Source organism: Nonomuraea sp. NPDC049750 (genome assembly GCF_040659625.1).
Lineage (GTDB): Bacteria > Actinomycetota > Actinomycetes > Streptosporangiales > Streptosporangiaceae > Nonomuraea.
Genome location: NZ_JBFANB010000020.1, coordinates 45,013 through 59,671 on the forward strand (window position 1 = coordinate 45,013; position 14,659 = coordinate 59,671).

Consider the following 14,659-nt stretch of genomic DNA (forward strand, 5'->3'; position numbering starts at 1 on the left):
AGGGGCAGGCGGTCAGCCGGAATCCGGCGAACGGTCTCAGGTCGGGCCGCTCCTGAACACCGGGCCCCTCCTAGTGGAAGCCGGGCAGGATGGCGCCTGCTCGCTTGACGGTCCGGATCAGGGGCGCCGTCTCCACATGCCGTACGGCCTTCAAGGATCCGATGCGCTCGGTCAGATACCGATACAGGTCGCGGGAGTTGCGGCAGGTGACGCCGGCGAAGAGGTTGGCCGGACCCGTGGTGGCGGCGGCGACCGTGACCTCCGGGTGCTGGGCCAGGGCTTCGCCCACGGCGGCGAGCTTGGCGGGCTTCACGGACATCCACAGCCATGCTTCGGCGTGGAAGCCGAGGGGTTCGGGTGGGATGTCGACGTCGAAGTAGAGGATCCCGGTTTGCCGCAGGTGTGCCATGCGCCGTCGTACGGTCGACTCCGACCAGCCGGTGATCGCGGCCAGGTCGGTATGGGTGGTCCGCCCGTCCTTCGACAGGGTCTCCAGCAGTGCGTGGTCCGCCTCGTCGAGCTGGAGGGTTTCGTCGATGGGGGAGGCGGTTTCCTCATGCGCGACCGGATCGACGAGGAGTTCGGCTGCTTGCTCGGTGGACAGCGCTCGCAGGCCCGCCCAGCCTGCCGGGCCGCCCGCGAACCGGTGCAGCATGCGGTGCGCGGTGACGCCCACCACTTGCCGGCTGCGGGGAAGTTTCTCCAGCAGGAAGGCGTCGCGTTCGGCCGGCGTCCGGGCCAGTGTGCCGCAGGCGATCTCGGTACCGCCGGAGAGCAGACTCACCCAAGCGGTGTCACTGCGGCGTGCCAGGGCGGTGGCGACCGCGCTCGCGGCGTCTGGTGTGCAGCGCAGCCGAATCGCCCAAGAGACATGATCGAGCCGGAGCCCGTCGACCACGCCGACGACGCGGAGTATCCCGGCCGAACGCAACCGCCGGTATCGGCGGGCGATGGTGTTCTCGGAGACGCCGAGCACTTCGCCGATCTTGCTGAAGGGCGCTCGGCCGTCGATCTGGAGCGCGTGTGCCAGGCAGCGGTCCAGGGGGTCCAGGGTGGCGGTTTCCATCTGGGTACGGTATTCCGGCGCCGGTTGACGGCATGATGATCGCCGCGCGGGTGGTGGGATCGACGGCTGGAGCCCGAGAGACGGCTCGCTCTGCCTGAGTGGCTCGTCGCCCCGTCCGAGCGACAAGCCGCGCTGCCTGAGCGGCATGTCATGCCGCTGTCGCCGCCGGGACGGCAGCTCGGCGGGCGGCGCGGGATGACGTCCCGCGGAGTGGTGTAGCTCCACATTCGCTCGGCTCTGTTCGCCCACGTAGGAAACGCACAACGAGATCGTTGATCCACCACTGGATGGGACACCACCTCGCGCGCCGCCGTCGACGCGTGATCGTCCTGCTATATTCGCGGCCAGTTGTGAGGTCGTGTCCCGTACCCGAGAGATCCGGCTGGAGCGATTGCGGGGGCCGTCCACGGGCGGTGGCGTCAAAGGTGAGCAGCGCTTCCGGCTGGCGACGCGGGTTGTCATGGCGCCTTTATGGCGTCATAGTGATGTCATGGATCTCGCGCCGTACGTCGACAATCTGCGCCGCGAACTCGCGGTCGCCGCCGAGGCGGGTGGCGATGACGCGCGCGCCCTCGCCGAGCGTCTCACCTTGCCGTTGGAGTCGTCGACGCGGCTTGTTCTGCTGGAGGCGTTGTCCGCCGCCGCCGATGAGATCACCCGGGAGCTCGCACCGGGCTCGGTCGACGTACGGTTGCGCGGGCGCGACCCCTCCTTCGTCGTGACGCCGCCGCCTACGGACCGCCCGTTCGAGGACGGGGGCGAGGGCGGTTTTGACGCGTTGCCCGGTGTGGCGGGTGGTCGGCGGCGGACGGCTTCGGGCGGCGCGGGCGCTCCAGGGGAATCGGGCGTTCCAGGAGCCCGGAGGGCTTCGGAGGCTGGGGCGCCGGCCGGTGTGGGGGTGCCGCAGGAGAGTGAGGACGGCGGCACGTCACGGATCTCGCTGCGTGTCCCCGAGCACCTCAAGCCGCGCATCGAGGAGGCGGCCGGTCGCGAAGGACTCTCCGTCAACGCCTGGCTCGTCCGGGCGGTCACGGCCGCACTCGAACCCGATGGTGGAGGGCGCCGTTCCGGATGGCGCGAGGAGCCGAAGGGCGGCCGACGCTACACCGGCTGGGTGCGCTAGCGCCACTCGCTACACCCGGCTGGGCCACCCGCCGCCGCTGACCGACCACTCCGCCGCCTGGCTGGAGGTGACCTCCCGCTCCGGCGTCACCACTGTGTTCGTTCACCGGAGCGCCAGGTCAGCGTTCGGAGCCGGGGCCGGTCACCTGGGTCGGCCGCTTCGAGTAACCCCTTCGGGGCAAAGGTAAAGCCATGGTCTAGCGTGATCGCCATGAGGGCGGCGGCTTGGTATCTGTGCCGGCTGGCCTGGGCGCAGAAGGGCCGGGTCGCGCTGGGCGCGATGCTGGGCACCCTGTGGATGGTAGGCCTCACGCTCCCGCCGTACCTGCTGTCCAGGGCGATCGACGACAACCTGGCGCCCGGCTGGGTGCTGGCGCTGCTCGGCGCCGGCCTGGTCAACGCCTGGCTGGCGATGATGCGGCACCGCACGATGACCAAGATCCGGATGGACGCCAACTTCCGCACGGTGCGCGCCCTGGTGGAGCAGATCAACACTCTGGGCGCGGACCTGAACAAGCGCACCTCGGCAGGCGAGGTCGTCACGATCGGCATCGGCGACGTCGTCACGATCGCCGCGTCGTTGACGGTGACAGGTCCCGGGGTGGGCGCGGTGATCAGCTACGGGGTGGTGGCGGCGCTGTTGCTGCGGGTCTCCGTGGTGCTGGCCGTGGTGGTGCTGCTCGGCGTGCCGGTGCTGGCGCTCGTGCTCGGGCCGCTGCTCGGGCGGCTGATGAAGGTGCAGAACGGCTACCGTGAGAGCCAGGGCAGGCTGACCACCCGGCTGGTGGACCTGATCGAGGGGCTGCGGGTGCTCAACGCGTTCGGCGGCAAGGGCGCCTACGCCGAGCGTTACCTCGCCGACTCGGCGCGCCTGCGTGAGCAGGGTTACCGGGTGGCGTCGCTGACGAGCTGGATCGGCGCGCTGGGCGCTGGGCTGCCCGCGCTGTTCCTGGCCGCGGTGACCTGGCTGGGTGCCAGGCTGGCCGCGGAAGGCACGATCACGGTGGGCGAGCTGGTTGGCGTCTACGGATATATCGCCATGCTGGTGGTTCCGGTGTCCTTCTTCATTGAGGGCAGCTTCCAGATCAGCCACGGCCTGGTCTCGGCCCGGCAGGTCGTCGGCTTCCTCGCGCTGCGGCCCGGTGACCGGCCCCGCTCCCTCGGGCTGGAGGTCACGCCGGGAGGCTTTGTGGGGCTGGTCAGCGCCCGCCCCGAGGAGAGCGTGGCGCTGCTGGAGAGCCTCGGCGGGTTCGACGGCACCTCGTTGATCGCCGACCACGACGCCGCGCTGTTCGCCGGCACGCTGCGCGAGGTCCTGCAGGGTCGCGGCGTGGCCGACGAGGAGACCATTCGTCGCGCGGTCACCGCCGCCGCCGCGCAGGATGTGGTCGCCGGGCTGCGCCATGGGCTGGAGTCCATGATCGAGCCCGGTGGCCGCAACCTGTCGGGCGGCCAGCGCCAGCGGGTACGCCTGGCCAGGGCGCTGGTGGCCGATCCCGAGGTGCTGCTGGCGGTGGAGCCCACCTCGGCGCTGGACGCGCACACCGAATCCCTGCTCGCGCGGCGTCTTCGTAGGGCGCGCGCCGACCGTACGACGGTCGTCGCCACCACCTCGCCGCTGCTGCTGGGCCAGGCGGATCAGGTCGTCCTGATCGAGGACGGCCAGGTGACCGCGACGGGCACCCACCGCGACCTGCTGGAATCCAGTGAGGTGTACCGGACGGTGGTGTCATGATCGGCGACCTGCCCGTCGCCGATCGTAAGCACGTCCGGCAGGCGGCCCTGCGCCTGATCCGCCGCGACGTCCCCGGTTTCACCGCCACCCTCCTGCTCAACGGCCTGGCGGCGGCCGCGGCCCTGGTCAGCCCGTGGCTGCTGGGTCGCATCATCGACACCATCTCCGCCGGCGGCACGATCGACCTGCTTGCCGCGATGGCCGTGGGCGGGGCGCTGCTGCAGCTCATCCTGTCCCGATACGCCGAGAAGATCGGCACTCGCTTCAGCGAGCGTACCCAGGAACACATCCGCCAGGAGTTCCTCGATCGCGTGCTCGCCCTGCCGGCCGCCACGGTCGAGCACATCCGCACCGGAGACCTGACCGCCCGCGGTACCACGGACGTCGGCGTGGTCGGGCGCACCCTGCGCGACGCCGCCCCTGCCGTACTGATCTCCGCCCTGCAGGCGCTCTTCCTCGTCGCGGCCGTCTTCCTGGTCGACCCGCTGCTGGGAGCCTGTGGTCTGCTCGCGCTCGCCGGCATCGCCGCCGCCTCCCGCTGGTATCTGCGCCGCGCTCGCGCCGCCTACCTGGAGGAGGGCGCCGCCCGCTCGGAACTGGCCGAACACCTGGCCGCCAACGCCGCCGGCGCCCGTACCATCCAAGCCCTCGGCCTCCAGGACCGGCGCACCCGCGCCGCTGAGCGGGTGATCGAGCGCGGCCGGGTCGCCCAGCTCAGAACCCTCTTTCTGCGCGGTGTCCTCTGGCCGTCGGTGGAGGTCTCGGCGCTCCTCCCGCCGGTCCTGGTCCTGCTGCTCGGCGGGGTGCTGCTGGACGGCGGCCGGGTCACCCTCGGCGCCGTGGTCTCGTGCGTGCTCTACCTTCGCCAGCTCCAGCAGCCCATCGAAACCATCCTCATCTGGATGGAACAGCTGCAAAGCAGCGGCGCCTCCTTCGCCCGGATCGAAGGCCTCCAGAGCGCGGCGACGCAGACCGCTGTGGCCGCTGCGGAACCCAGGGACGGCCACATCGTGGCGACCGGTGTGCACTTCGCCTACGAATCCACCGACGACGTCGTCACCGGAGTGGACCTGACCGTATGGCCCGGCGAGCGCCTGGCCATCGTCGGCCCTTCGGGAGCCGGCAAGTCCACGCTCGGCAAGCTGCTGGCCGGCATCGACCGTCCCCGCCTGGGCATGGTCGCCGTCGGCTCGGTCCCCGTCGCCGACCTGCCTCCCGCCCAGCTCCGCGAGCATGTCGTGCTGGTCACCCAGGAGCAGCATCTGTTCCTCGGCATCGTCCGCGACAATCTCCGCCTGGCCGATCCCACGGCCGACGACGACCAGCTGGAGAAGGCCCTGGCGGCGGTCGGCGCCGACTGGGTCGCCTCGCTGGACGACGAACTCGGTTCGCACACGGTCGGTTCCGAACTCGGCCCCGACCGTGTGCAGCAGCTCGCCCTGGCCCGGGTCATCCTGGCCGACCCGCACACGGTCATCCTCGACGAGGCCACCGCCATGCTCGACCCGCGTACGGCCCGGCGCGCCGAACGGTCGCTGGCGGCGGTGCTGGAGGGACGTACGGTGATCGCGATCGCGCACCGGCTGCATACGGCGCGGGATGCGGATCGGGTGGTGGTGATGGAGGGCGGGCGCGTGGTGGAGGTCGGCGCGCATGATGAGCTGGTTGCGGCCGGTGGGGTTTATGAGGCGTTATGGAGATCCTGGCACGGCTCACGCCCTTAGGGGAACCACTGATCGGCCGTCCACGGACGGTCGTGTCGGCGCAGGCGGTTGTCCAGGGTTTACAGACCTGTCAGTATGGCGTGGTGGAGAAGTACAGCCCGGGTGGGCGGCGGTTGCTGGAGGTGGCGACCGAGGTCTTCTACGCCGAGGGGATCCGGGCCACCGGCGTCGACGCTCTGGTGGAGCGGGCCGGGGTGTCCAAGCCGACCCTGTACGCCCAGTTCGGGTCGAAGGAGAACCTGGTGGCCGCCGTGCTGGAGTGGCGGCGGGCCGTACGGCAGGCGGAGCTGACCGAGTTCCTTCTCGACGGCGGCGGGTCGGCCGAGGAGCGGCTGCTGGCGGTCTTCGACTGGCTGGCGCGGGGGCATGGCAGCGAGGGGTTTCGCGGGTGCCCGTTCACCAACGCCGCGGTGGAGCTGCCCGATCCGGACCATCCGGCGCGCAAGGTGATCTCCGCGTACAAGGGGTGGTTGCGGCAGCGGTTGACCGAGCTGGCCGAGCAGGCCGGGCTGGCCGACCCTGACGGGCTGGGTTATGCGTTTTTGCTGCTCATCGACGGGGCCAATGCCCGGGTCGTGGTGGATGGGGATCGGTCGGCGATGCTGCGGGCCAAGGCCGCGGCCGCCCGGATGATCGGTGGAGTACATGGCTGAAGGGCTGGTCGCGGGGCTGGAGCACGAGTTCGCGTTCCTGGTGCCGGAGAGCAAGATCGTGGCGGGGCTGTATCCGGAGTCGGCGGAGTTCGGGGTGATGCCGCCGGTGTTCGCCACCGGGTTCCTGGTGGGGCTGCTGGAGTGGACGTGTGTACGGGCGGTCCTGCCGTACCTGGACTGGCCGCGTGAGCAGACGGTCGGCACGCGCGTCGACATCACCCACCAGGCGCCCACGCCGGCGGGGATGACGGTGACCTGCCGGGTGCGGCTGGTGTCGGTGGAGGGGCGGCGGCTGCGGTTCGAGGTGGCGGCCGGTGACGGGGTGGACGTCATCGGTGAGGGTACGCACGAGCGGGTGATCATCGACGCCGAGCGGTTCACGGCGCGTGCCCTGGCCAAGGGCAAGCCCTCCTGAGCCGGGCCGGCCCCGGCAGAGTCTCAGAGCAGGGCGCGGACAAGGTGTTCGGCGAGGGCGAGGACCGGGAGGTTGGTCGTGGCCCGGGGGATCACCGGGATGATCGAGGCGTCGATGACCCAGAGGTTGTCGCTGCCGTACAGCCGCCCGGTGGCGTCGACGACGGCTCCCGCGGCCGGGTCCGTGCCGATCGCGCAGGTGCCCACGGGGTGCCAGTAATGAGCGGCGGCGGCGCGCATCGCTGCCTCTGGCGGGCCCGTGAGCTTGCCGCGGGACGGACCTGCGGGGTCGTCGCGGGACGGATCCGCAGCGGGGCCGTCGCGCGGATCCTCGGCGAACTCCTCCAGCCAGGCCGCGGTGAACTCGTCGAGAGGCTGCCCCAGGGCAGGGGCCAGCGCCGGTGAGGTGGCCATGCGTCGGCACAGGTCGATGCCGTACCGCAGCACCTCAAGGTCGCTCCCGCCGGGGTCCGTCAGGTACGCGTGGTCGATGAGGGGTCTGGCGGCGGGGTCGGGTGAGGTCAGCCGCAGCGTGCCCCGGGATCGCGGCGTGAGACACGCGGCGGGCAGCACGCAGGTCCAGCCTCCGGGCTCTTTGCCGGTCCACGGGAGGAGATGCAGGTCGTAGGGTGCGCGGCCGCCGGCCGACAGGGCCTTTCCGATGACCTGCTCGTCCGGGACCGGCCGCCCGCGTTCGTAGTCGGCGAGCCGTCGTACCAGTTCCTCGCTCGCGGCGAAGCGCAGCTCCAGGGTGGGGTGGTCGTGCAGGTTGCGGCCGACGCCGGGCAGGTCGAGGCGGGGTGCCACGCCGAGCGCCGTCAGCTCGTCGGCCGGTCCGATGCCGCTGCGCAGCAGTACCTCGGGGCTGCCGTAGGCGCCGCCGCACAGGATGAAGCGGCCGGCCTCCACGGTCAGGCGCTCCTGCCCGCGCCGCACGTGTGCGCGGTGGACCACCGAGCCGTGCAGTTCGAGGCGGTCGACCAGCGCGTGGTCCAGCACGCGCAGCCGCCGATCGCTCCGCCCCGGCTCCGGGCGGTCGCGTACGGGGTCCAGGTAGGCGAAGGCGCTGTTCCAGCGGACGCCGTCAGGGTTGTTGACCGGTGAAGGTCCGCAGCCGGCGCCGCCGAAGAGGTCGTCCAGGTCATCCGTGCGCGGTACGCCACAAAGGATCATGGCCTCCATCGCCGCCGCCTGGAACGGGGTGAGGTCGTCGCCTGTGTCCCGGCGGACGCGCAGTCTGGCAGCCGCCTGGCGCATCACCTCGGTGAGCGACGCGTCGGTCCAGGACGGGCCCCATGTCCGGTAGTCGGCGGCGTGGCCGACGGTCTGGGAGCAGCCGTTGTGGGAGGAGCAGCCGCCGATGACGCGGGCTCGGTCGAGCGGCAGGTCGTGCCCGGGAGCGGCGCCGGGGCCCCGGTATCCCCAGTCGTGCGTTTGCGGCAGCGTGGAGCTGTCGAGCAGTTCGTGCGGCCACCGTCCGGCGGCGTGCGGCCCGTAGTCGGGTCCGGCCTCCACGACCACCACGGACAGGGAGGTGTTCTCGATCAGGCGCCCGGCGACGAGCGCGCCGGCGGTGCCGCCGCCGAGGACGGCGATGTCCGCGCGAACGCGCTGGTCTCTGTCGCTTCCAACGCTTACCATGGAGCGAGTTTAATCGATCGGTCGATAAAATCAATCGTGCCGGACGTGACGAGAGCAGGGAAGAGAACGTGGACGTCGCCATCCTCATCTACGAAGGTTTCACCTCCCTCGACGCCACAGGGCCGTTCGAGGTGCTGCGGCGCCTGCCCGATCCGCGGGTGCGCTTCGTGTCGGGCACGCCGGGGATGTGCGCCGCCGATCAGCCGGGCTTCGGGCTGGTGGCCGACCCGCTGGAGAGCATGGAGAGGCCGGACATCGTCGTGGTCGCCGGTGGCAGCACCACTCAGGGGCTGCTGGCCGAGGAGATGATCCTGAGCTGGCTGCGCCGGGCGCATGAGACGAGCACCTGGACGACGTCGGTGTGCACCGGCTCGCTGCTGCTCGGGGCCGCGGGCCTGCTCCAGGGACGTCAGGCCACCTCCCACTGGTATGAGCTGGAGAGCCTGCGCTGCTTCGGCGCCGAACCGGTGTCGCGGCGGGTCGTGGAGGACGGGAAGATCATGACGGCCGCGGGCGTGTCCTCCGGCATCGATATGGCGCTGCTGCTCTGTGACCGGCTGGCGGGGCCGGCCTACGCCCAGGCCGTACAGCTGGGGATCGAGTACGACCCCCAGCCCCCGCACGACGCGGGCTCGGTGGGCAAGGCCCCGGCCGAAGTGGTCCGGTTCATGCGCGACAACATGGAGCGGCACTACGGCCCGTCCTGGGATCGGCGAAGCGCCCGGAGTGCGTAGTGTCACTCCCGATGGAGCGCCGCTACGGCCTGTTCTGGGTCCGGCGATCCGCTCAGAGCCCGTAGCGTCGCTCCTGGGATCGGTGAACCGCTCAGTACTCGTGGCGCCAGGCGAAGTGGCACCAGACCCGCTGCCCGTCCCGCCGCTCCTCGGACGGCTCCGACGTGCCGCACACCGCCGCCGCCCGCGGGCAGCGCGGGTGGAACCGGCAGCCGGGCGGGACGTGCAGGGGGCTCGGCGGCTCGCCCGCGAGCCCCCGTAGCTCCCCGAGCTCCCCGAGCCCTCCGAGCCCTCCGAGCCCTCCGAGCCCTCCGAGCCCTCCGAGCCCTCCGAGCCCTCCGAGGTCCCCGAGGTCCTCAACCCTTCCGGGCCCTCCATGCGCCGGAGCCGTGGCGCCGGAGCGGCGCCGGTCGCGGGAGGGGACCGCGTCGAGCAGCACGCGGGTGTACGGATGCCCCGGCCGGGCGAAGACCCGCGCGACGGGCCCCTCCTCCACGATGGATCCCAGGTACATGACGGCGACCCGATCGCACAGCCCCCGTACGGTCGCCAGGTCGTGCGAGATGAACAGCACCGACAGGCCGAGCCGCTCGCGCAGGTCGCTCAGCAGGTTGAGCACGGCGCCGGCCACCGAGGCGTCGAGCGCGGCCACGGCCTCGTCGGCGACCAGCACCTCCGGCTCGACGGCCAGGGCACGCGCGATCGCGACGCGCTGGCGCTGACCGCCGGACAGCTCACGCGGGAGCGCGTGTGCCTGCCGCTGGCCCAGCCCGACCATCTCCAGCAGCTCGCGCGCCCGGTGCGCGATCTTCTCGGCGGGGACGGTGCGGCGCAGCGGTTCGGCGAGCGTCTGCGCGACCGTGCGGCGGGGGTCGAGTGAGGAGCCCGGATCCTGGTAGATCATCTGTATCCGGCGGCGCATGCCCGGCGGGCGTCGCCCGGGTACGGGCACACCGTCCAGCAGCACGCCTCCAGCCGTCGGCGGGGTCAGGCCGACGATCGCGCGGGCGAGGGTGGACTTGCCGCATCCGCTCTCGCCCACCAGCCCCAGGATCTCGCCCCGCCCCAGCTCCAGGTCCACCCCGTCGACCGCGCGCAGGCGGCGCCGCCGCAGGAACCCGGCACGCACCGGGTGCTCCACGACCAGGCTGTGGACTTGGATCAACGCGCTCATGTGGCCTCCGGCTCGTGGTCGCAGGACGAGGGGTCGCGGGAGAAGGGGTCGCGGGAGGAGGGGATGCGGGAGGAGGGGATGCGGGAGGAGCCGGTGCAGGAGGAGCGGATGCAGGACGAGCGGTGCTCGATGGCGAGCGCGTCGATGCCGGGGACGACGCCCGAGCAGGCCGCGACCTGGTGGGCGCAGCGATCCCGGAAGCGGCAGGCCGGGCTGTAGTCGGCCGGGGCGGGCGGCGCGCCCGCGATCGGGCGGAAGCGGCCGATGGGCCCCTCAAGCGTGGGGACGGCCTCGATCAGGGCCCGGGTGTAGGGGTGGCGGGGCCGGTCGAGTACGTCGGCCACGGGTCCAGCCTCGATGATCTGCCCGGCGTACATGACCGCGACCACGTCCGCGATCTGCCGGATCACCGCGATGTCATGGCTGACGAAGACCATGCCGAGTCCCCGTTCGGCGCGTGCCGCGTCGAGCAGCCGCAGGATCTCGGCCTGCAGTGTGACGTCCAGCGCTGTGGTCGGTTCGTCGCACAGCAGCACCCGGGGGTCGGTGGCGAGGGCCAGCGCGATGGCGACGCGCTGACGCATGCCGCCGCTGAGTTCGTGCGGGTAGGCGTGGAAGCGCAGGCCGGGGTCGGGTACGCCGACCGCGGCCAGCAGTTGCACGGCCCGCCTCCTGGCGGCGGCACGCGAGGCGCCGGTGCGGCGGCGGACGATGTCGGCGACGAAGGCTCCGACGCGCATGGTGGGATCGAGCGAGGCGTGGGAGTCCTGGAAGACCATCGCCAGTCCGCGTCCCGCCGCCTGGCCTGCGGGGACGGCGGTGGGGGCGGCATCGGCCTGGTGGCTCAGGCGTATCTCACCCCCTGACAGTTCGACGCCCGCGGGCAGCAGTCCCATCGTGGCGCGCAGGGTGAGCGACTTGCCGCACCCCGACTCGCCGACGATGCCGAGGCACTGCCCGGCCGCGACCGCGAAACAGACGCCGTCGAGTAGGGCGCCGCCCCCTTCGGGGGCGACGCGCAGCCCGTCGACTTCGAGCAGCGGGTACGACGTCATCCGGCCTCCCCTCGATCGCCCAGCCGGTCGCCGAGGGCCGCGATGCTCGATCCGATGACCACGATCGTCAGGCCCGGGAAGGCCGCCAGCCACCAGTGGCTGCGCAGGAACACCTGAGCCTCCGCGACCATGGCGCCGAGCTCGGGTGTGCCCGCTTTGACGCCGAGCCCGAAGAACGACAGGACCGCGATGCCCTGCAGCGCCATCCCCATGTCGGTGGCCAGGTAGACCAGCGACTGGCGCAGCGCGTTCGGCAGCACGTGCCGAAACAGCACCGCGGTGTGGGAGAGGCCGAGCAGGTAGCCGGCCGAGACGTAGTCGCGTTCGCGTACGCGGCGGACCTCGGTGCGGATGAGCCGCGCGTACACGACCCAGCCCAGCACGCTGAAGGCCACCAGCAGTGAGGAGGTGCCCGGCCCCAGCACGAACACGAAGGCGATCAGCAGCACGTACACCGGCAGCGCCTGGAAGATGTCGGCCGCCCAGCGCAGCGCGGCGTCCAGGAGGCCGCCGCGGTAGCCGGCCACCGCGCCGATCAGTGTGCCCAGGAGCATCGGCAGGCCCGCGGCGAACACCATCAGCAGCAGGTCGGTGCGCAGGGCGAACAGCAGGCGCGACAGCACGTCCCGGCCGAGCGCGTCGGTGCCGAGCAGATGGGCGGCGCTCGGCGGCCGGAGCTGGTCGAGCGTCAGCTGGGCCGGGTCGGCCGGTGCCAGGACGGGTGCCAGGAGGGCGGCCAGGACCGTGAGCGCGGTCAGGGCGACGGCCGCCGACCGCGTCCAGCCGAACGCGCGGCGGGCCCGCGACGCCACGGTGCTGTCCAGGAGTGGCGGGGGAGTGGTGGTCATCGCCATGTCGTCCTCGGATCGAGCAGGGCCACCGCCAGGTCGGCGAGCAGGTTGATGCCGATGATGGCCGCGCCGAAGATCAGCGTGAGGGCCTGGACGACGGGGAAGTCGCGCTGGCTCGCGGCGTTGACCATCTCCGCCCCCAGCCCCGGCAGGCCGAAGGTCTGCTCGACGATGACCGCGCCGAACAGCAGCGCGGCCGCCTGGACGGCCAGCAGGGTGACGGCCGGTGGCAGGGCGTTGCGCAGCAGGTGGCGCCGTACCAGCGGCCATCCGGACAGGCCCAGCGACCGGGCGGTGGTGACGTGGTCGGCGGCCAGCACCTGGCGCAGGCTCGCGGCGCCGCTGCGGGCCAGCAGCGGCATCGCCGCCAGCCCGATCGTCAGGCAGGGCAGGATCATCGAACGCAGCCGCTCGCCGGTGCTCTCTCCGAAGCCGCCGACGGGCAGCCAGCCGGTCCGCAGCGCCAGCACCGAGGCCAGCATCAGCCCGACCCAGAAGGGCGGGCAGTTCAGGATGACCGTGAGCGAGCGCGCGCACAGCCGTGCCGCCGCCGAGCGCGGGCGCAGCGCCATCACCAGCGCGGCGGGCGCCGCCAGCAGCGTGCTCACGACCAGGCCGCCGGCCAGCAGCCACGCCGTCACGGCGGTCCGCTCGCCCACGATGGTGGAGATGGGGATCCCGGTACGGTTGGACCGGCCCAGGTCCCCGTTCGCCAGGTGTGTCAGGTAGGTCCAGAACTGGCCCAGGATCGACTGGTCGAGTCCGAGGTCGTGGCGTACCCGCTCCACCTGTTCCGCGCCGGCCCGGGGTCCGGCGATGACGCGCGCGGGATCGCCGGGCATCAGCTGCTGGAGCAGGACGACGATGAGCAGCAGGGCGATCAGCACCGGCAGTACCTGCACCAGCCTGCCCGTCACGAAGCGCGAGCGTCCGGCCGGCATGCTCACGCCGCCCAGAGCAGGTCGGCCGGATAGGACAGGAAGGGCGTGACCTTGAGCCCCTTCACCTTGGGGGAGACGGCGAAGAGGCGGTCGGGGAAGGCGGTCGGGATGTAGGGCAGGTTGTCATGGATCCAGGTCTCGGCCACGCGTACGGCCTCGGCCCGTTCCTGGTCGGTCCGCGCGACCTCCAGGCGGGTGAAGGCGTCGGAGATGGTCTTCATCGGCAGGCCGGAGTACAGCCCGCCCGTGGCCACGATGAGGCCGAAGATGTCGCCGACGGTCGGTGAGACGCTGCCGACCTCGCCCAGCGACAGGTCGTAGGCGCCCTTGGCCTGCCGGTCGACGAGCACCTGCACCTCGAGTTTCTGCAGGTCGACCTCGATGCCGGCGGCGCGCAGCAGGGCGGCGGCGGTCTCGCCGGCGCGGGTGGAGAAGGGTGTGGTGGCGTCGACGACCAGCTCCACCTTCGTTCCTGGCCGGTAGGAGGATTGGGCCAGCTCCCGCTTGGCCTTGTCCAGGCCGCTCTCGTAGGTGCAGCCGCAGCCGACCGAGCCCTGGACGCGCGGTGGCAGCCCGCCGGTGGCCGGTGCGGCCAGGCCGCCGAAGACGGCCTGGATGTAGCGGGTGCGGTCGATCGCCAGGCTGACCGCGCGCCGGAAGTGCAGGTCGTTGCCGGGTTGGCGGGCGGCGTTGACGAAGATGCCGTGGATGGTGGCCGAGGGGTGGACGACGACCTGCTCCTCGCGGGGGATCTGCGCGGCCAGGTCGAGCGGCACGGCCTCGATGGCGTCGGCCTGGCGGCTCTGGTAGCGCAGCATCTGCTGGTTGGGGTCGGCGACGACGTCGTAGGTGAGGCGGTCCAGGTACGGGCGGGCGGGGTCGTGGTAGCGCGGGTTGCGTTGGAGGATGAGCTGCTGGCCCGGCCGGTAGGAGGTCACGACGAAGGGGCCGGCGCCGATCGGCTTGGTGAAGAAGTCCTTGCGGTTCATGCCGCCGAAGTCCTTGGGCACGATGACCGAGGAGCCGTTGCTGAGCCAGGTGAGGGTGAAGGTGCTGGCCTTGCTCATCTTGATGACCAGGGTGCGCGGGTCGGGGGTGGCGGTGCCGGTGATGGCCGCGTACAGGGTGCCGAGGGACAGTCCTTTGCGCCACAGCTCGACGGAGAACGCGGCGTCCTGCGAGGTCAGCGGCCGGCCGTCGCTGAAGGTCAGGCCGGGGCGCAGTGTGAAGGTGATGGTCTTGGCCTTGGTGTCGAGCTTCCAGCTTTCGGCCAGGCCGGGTTCGATCGACGTGCCGTCGGGCGCGTAGCGGACCAGGCCCTCCATCACCTGCGGCAGGGTCTGGAACGTGGCCAGCTGGATGGCCTTGTCGGGATCGAAGCCGTCGATGTCGGCGGCGCGCAGGATCGTGAGGCTGCCGCCGCGTTTGGGCGTCCCGGCGTCGCGGGAGGCGCCCTTTTCAGTAGGTTCGTTACCGCAGGCCGCGGCCAGCAGGGCCATCACCAGCAGGACGCATCCCACCGCTTTCCTTCGCATCATGGGCACTCACC

General features: G+C 71.8%; 13 protein-coding genes. 6 read left to right on the forward strand and 7 right to left on the reverse strand.

The genetic code is table 11. The features are described 5' to 3' along the window. Window positions 1-70: 70 nt before the first annotated feature. A complete protein-coding gene (locus tag AB0J16_RS38920) occupies window positions 71-1,066 on the reverse strand; it encodes an Lrp/AsnC family transcriptional regulator (RefSeq protein ID WP_358549424.1) in 996 nt (331 codons plus the stop codon). 490 nt (window positions 1,067-1,556) lie between these two features. Between AB0J16_RS38920 and AB0J16_RS38925 the strand changes: the two genes are divergently transcribed. From AB0J16_RS38925 to AB0J16_RS38945, 5 genes are all read left to right on the forward strand, one after another. Next, window positions 1,557-2,189, forward strand: a complete 633-nt coding sequence (locus AB0J16_RS38925; protein WP_358549427.1) for a hypothetical protein — start codon at window positions 1,557-1,559, stop codon at window positions 2,187-2,189. A 210-nt stretch (window positions 2,190-2,399) separates the two neighbouring features. Then, the gene (locus tag AB0J16_RS38930; RefSeq protein ID WP_358549430.1) at window positions 2,400-3,923 is read left to right on the forward strand and encodes an ABC transporter ATP-binding protein; all 1,524 of its coding nucleotides are present in this window, start codon (window positions 2,400-2,402) and stop codon (window positions 3,921-3,923) included. Then, window positions 3,920-5,647: an ABC transporter ATP-binding protein gene (locus AB0J16_RS38935; RefSeq protein WP_358549433.1), complete on the forward strand. Its 1,728-nt coding sequence runs from the start codon at window positions 3,920-3,922 to the stop codon at window positions 5,645-5,647. Before AB0J16_RS38930 ends, AB0J16_RS38935 begins: the two co-directional genes overlap by 4 nt. 83 nt (window positions 5,648-5,730) lie before the next feature. Continuing rightward, a complete protein-coding gene (locus AB0J16_RS38940; protein ID WP_358549435.1) occupies window positions 5,731-6,300 on the forward strand; it encodes a TetR/AcrR family transcriptional regulator in 570 nt (189 codons plus the stop codon). Continuing rightward, complete coding sequence (locus AB0J16_RS38945; protein ID WP_358549437.1) at window positions 6,293-6,715, forward strand: thioesterase family protein; 423 nt, start codon at window positions 6,293-6,295, stop codon at window positions 6,713-6,715. The genes AB0J16_RS38940 and AB0J16_RS38945 overlap by 8 nt, the downstream gene beginning before the upstream one ends. A 23-nt stretch (window positions 6,716-6,738) precedes the next feature. Here the strand turns inward: AB0J16_RS38945 and AB0J16_RS38950 are convergent, their stop codons facing one another. After that, a complete protein-coding gene (locus tag AB0J16_RS38950; RefSeq protein WP_358549439.1) occupies window positions 6,739-8,355 on the reverse strand; it encodes a GMC family oxidoreductase in 1,617 nt (538 codons plus the stop codon). A 68-nt stretch (window positions 8,356-8,423) separates the two neighbouring features. Between AB0J16_RS38950 and AB0J16_RS38955 the strand changes: the two genes are divergently transcribed. Beyond that, window positions 8,424-9,089 (forward strand): DJ-1/PfpI family protein, encoded by a 666-nt coding sequence (locus tag AB0J16_RS38955; protein ID WP_358549442.1) that lies wholly within the window; start codon window positions 8,424-8,426, stop codon window positions 9,087-9,089. Between the two features lie 91 nt (window positions 9,090-9,180). Here AB0J16_RS38955 and AB0J16_RS38960 read toward each other — a convergent pair whose 3' ends face one another. The 5 genes from AB0J16_RS38960 to AB0J16_RS38980 are packed head-to-tail and all read right to left on the reverse strand — an operon-like array spanning window position 9,181 to window position 14,648. After that, the gene (locus AB0J16_RS38960; RefSeq protein WP_358549444.1) at window positions 9,181-10,263 is read right to left on the reverse strand and encodes an ABC transporter ATP-binding protein; all 1,083 of its coding nucleotides are present in this window, start codon (window positions 10,261-10,263) and stop codon (window positions 9,181-9,183) included. After that, window positions 10,260-11,318, reverse strand: coding sequence for an ABC transporter ATP-binding protein (locus tag AB0J16_RS38965; RefSeq protein WP_358549447.1), 1,059 nt, complete (start codon window positions 11,316-11,318; stop codon window positions 10,260-10,262). Before AB0J16_RS38965 ends, AB0J16_RS38960 begins: the two co-directional genes overlap by 4 nt. After that, a complete protein-coding gene (locus tag AB0J16_RS38970; RefSeq protein WP_358549450.1) occupies window positions 11,315-12,166 on the reverse strand; it encodes an ABC transporter permease in 852 nt (283 codons plus the stop codon). The genes AB0J16_RS38965 and AB0J16_RS38970 overlap by 4 nt, the downstream gene beginning before the upstream one ends. Then, a complete protein-coding gene (locus AB0J16_RS38975; protein WP_358549785.1) occupies window positions 12,163-13,110 on the reverse strand; it encodes an ABC transporter permease in 948 nt (315 codons plus the stop codon). Before AB0J16_RS38975 ends, AB0J16_RS38970 begins: the two co-directional genes overlap by 4 nt. Before the next feature lie 2 nt (window positions 13,111-13,112). Continuing rightward, on the reverse strand, window positions 13,113-14,648 hold the full coding sequence (locus AB0J16_RS38980) for an ABC transporter substrate-binding protein (RefSeq protein WP_358549452.1): 1,536 nt from the start codon (window positions 14,646-14,648) through the stop codon (window positions 13,113-13,115). Window positions 14,649-14,659 lie beyond the last annotated feature (11 nt).

Coding starts and splice junctions, on each gene's coding strand:
- AB0J16_RS38920 (WP_358549424.1), bottom strand. CDS start 1,066: ATGGAAACCGCCACCCTGGACCCCCTGGACCGCTGCCTGGCACACGCG.
- AB0J16_RS38925 (WP_358549427.1), top strand. CDS start 1,557: ATGGATCTCGCGCCGTACGTCGACAATCTGCGCCGCGAACTCGCGGTC.
- AB0J16_RS38930 (WP_358549430.1), top strand. CDS start 2,400: ATGAGGGCGGCGGCTTGGTATCTGTGCCGGCTGGCCTGGGCGCAGAAG.
- AB0J16_RS38935 (WP_358549433.1), top strand. CDS start 3,920: ATGATCGGCGACCTGCCCGTCGCCGATCGTAAGCACGTCCGGCAGGCG.
- AB0J16_RS38945 (WP_358549437.1), top strand. CDS start 6,293: ATGGCTGAAGGGCTGGTCGCGGGGCTGGAGCACGAGTTCGCGTTCCTG.
- AB0J16_RS38950 (WP_358549439.1), bottom strand. CDS start 8,355: ATGGTAAGCGTTGGAAGCGACAGAGACCAGCGCGTTCGCGCGGACATC.
- AB0J16_RS38960 (WP_358549444.1), bottom strand. CDS start 10,263: ATGAGCGCGTTGATCCAAGTCCACAGCCTGGTCGTGGAGCACCCGGTG.
- AB0J16_RS38965 (WP_358549447.1), bottom strand. CDS start 11,318: ATGACGTCGTACCCGCTGCTCGAAGTCGACGGGCTGCGCGTCGCCCCC.
- AB0J16_RS38970 (WP_358549450.1), bottom strand. CDS start 12,166: ATGACCACCACTCCCCCGCCACTCCTGGACAGCACCGTGGCGTCGCGG.
- AB0J16_RS38975 (WP_358549785.1), bottom strand. CDS start 13,110: ATGCCGGCCGGACGCTCGCGCTTCGTGACGGGCAGGCTGGTGCAGGTA.
- AB0J16_RS38980 (WP_358549452.1), bottom strand. CDS start 14,648: ATGATGCGAAGGAAAGCGGTGGGATGCGTCCTGCTGGTGATGGCCCTG.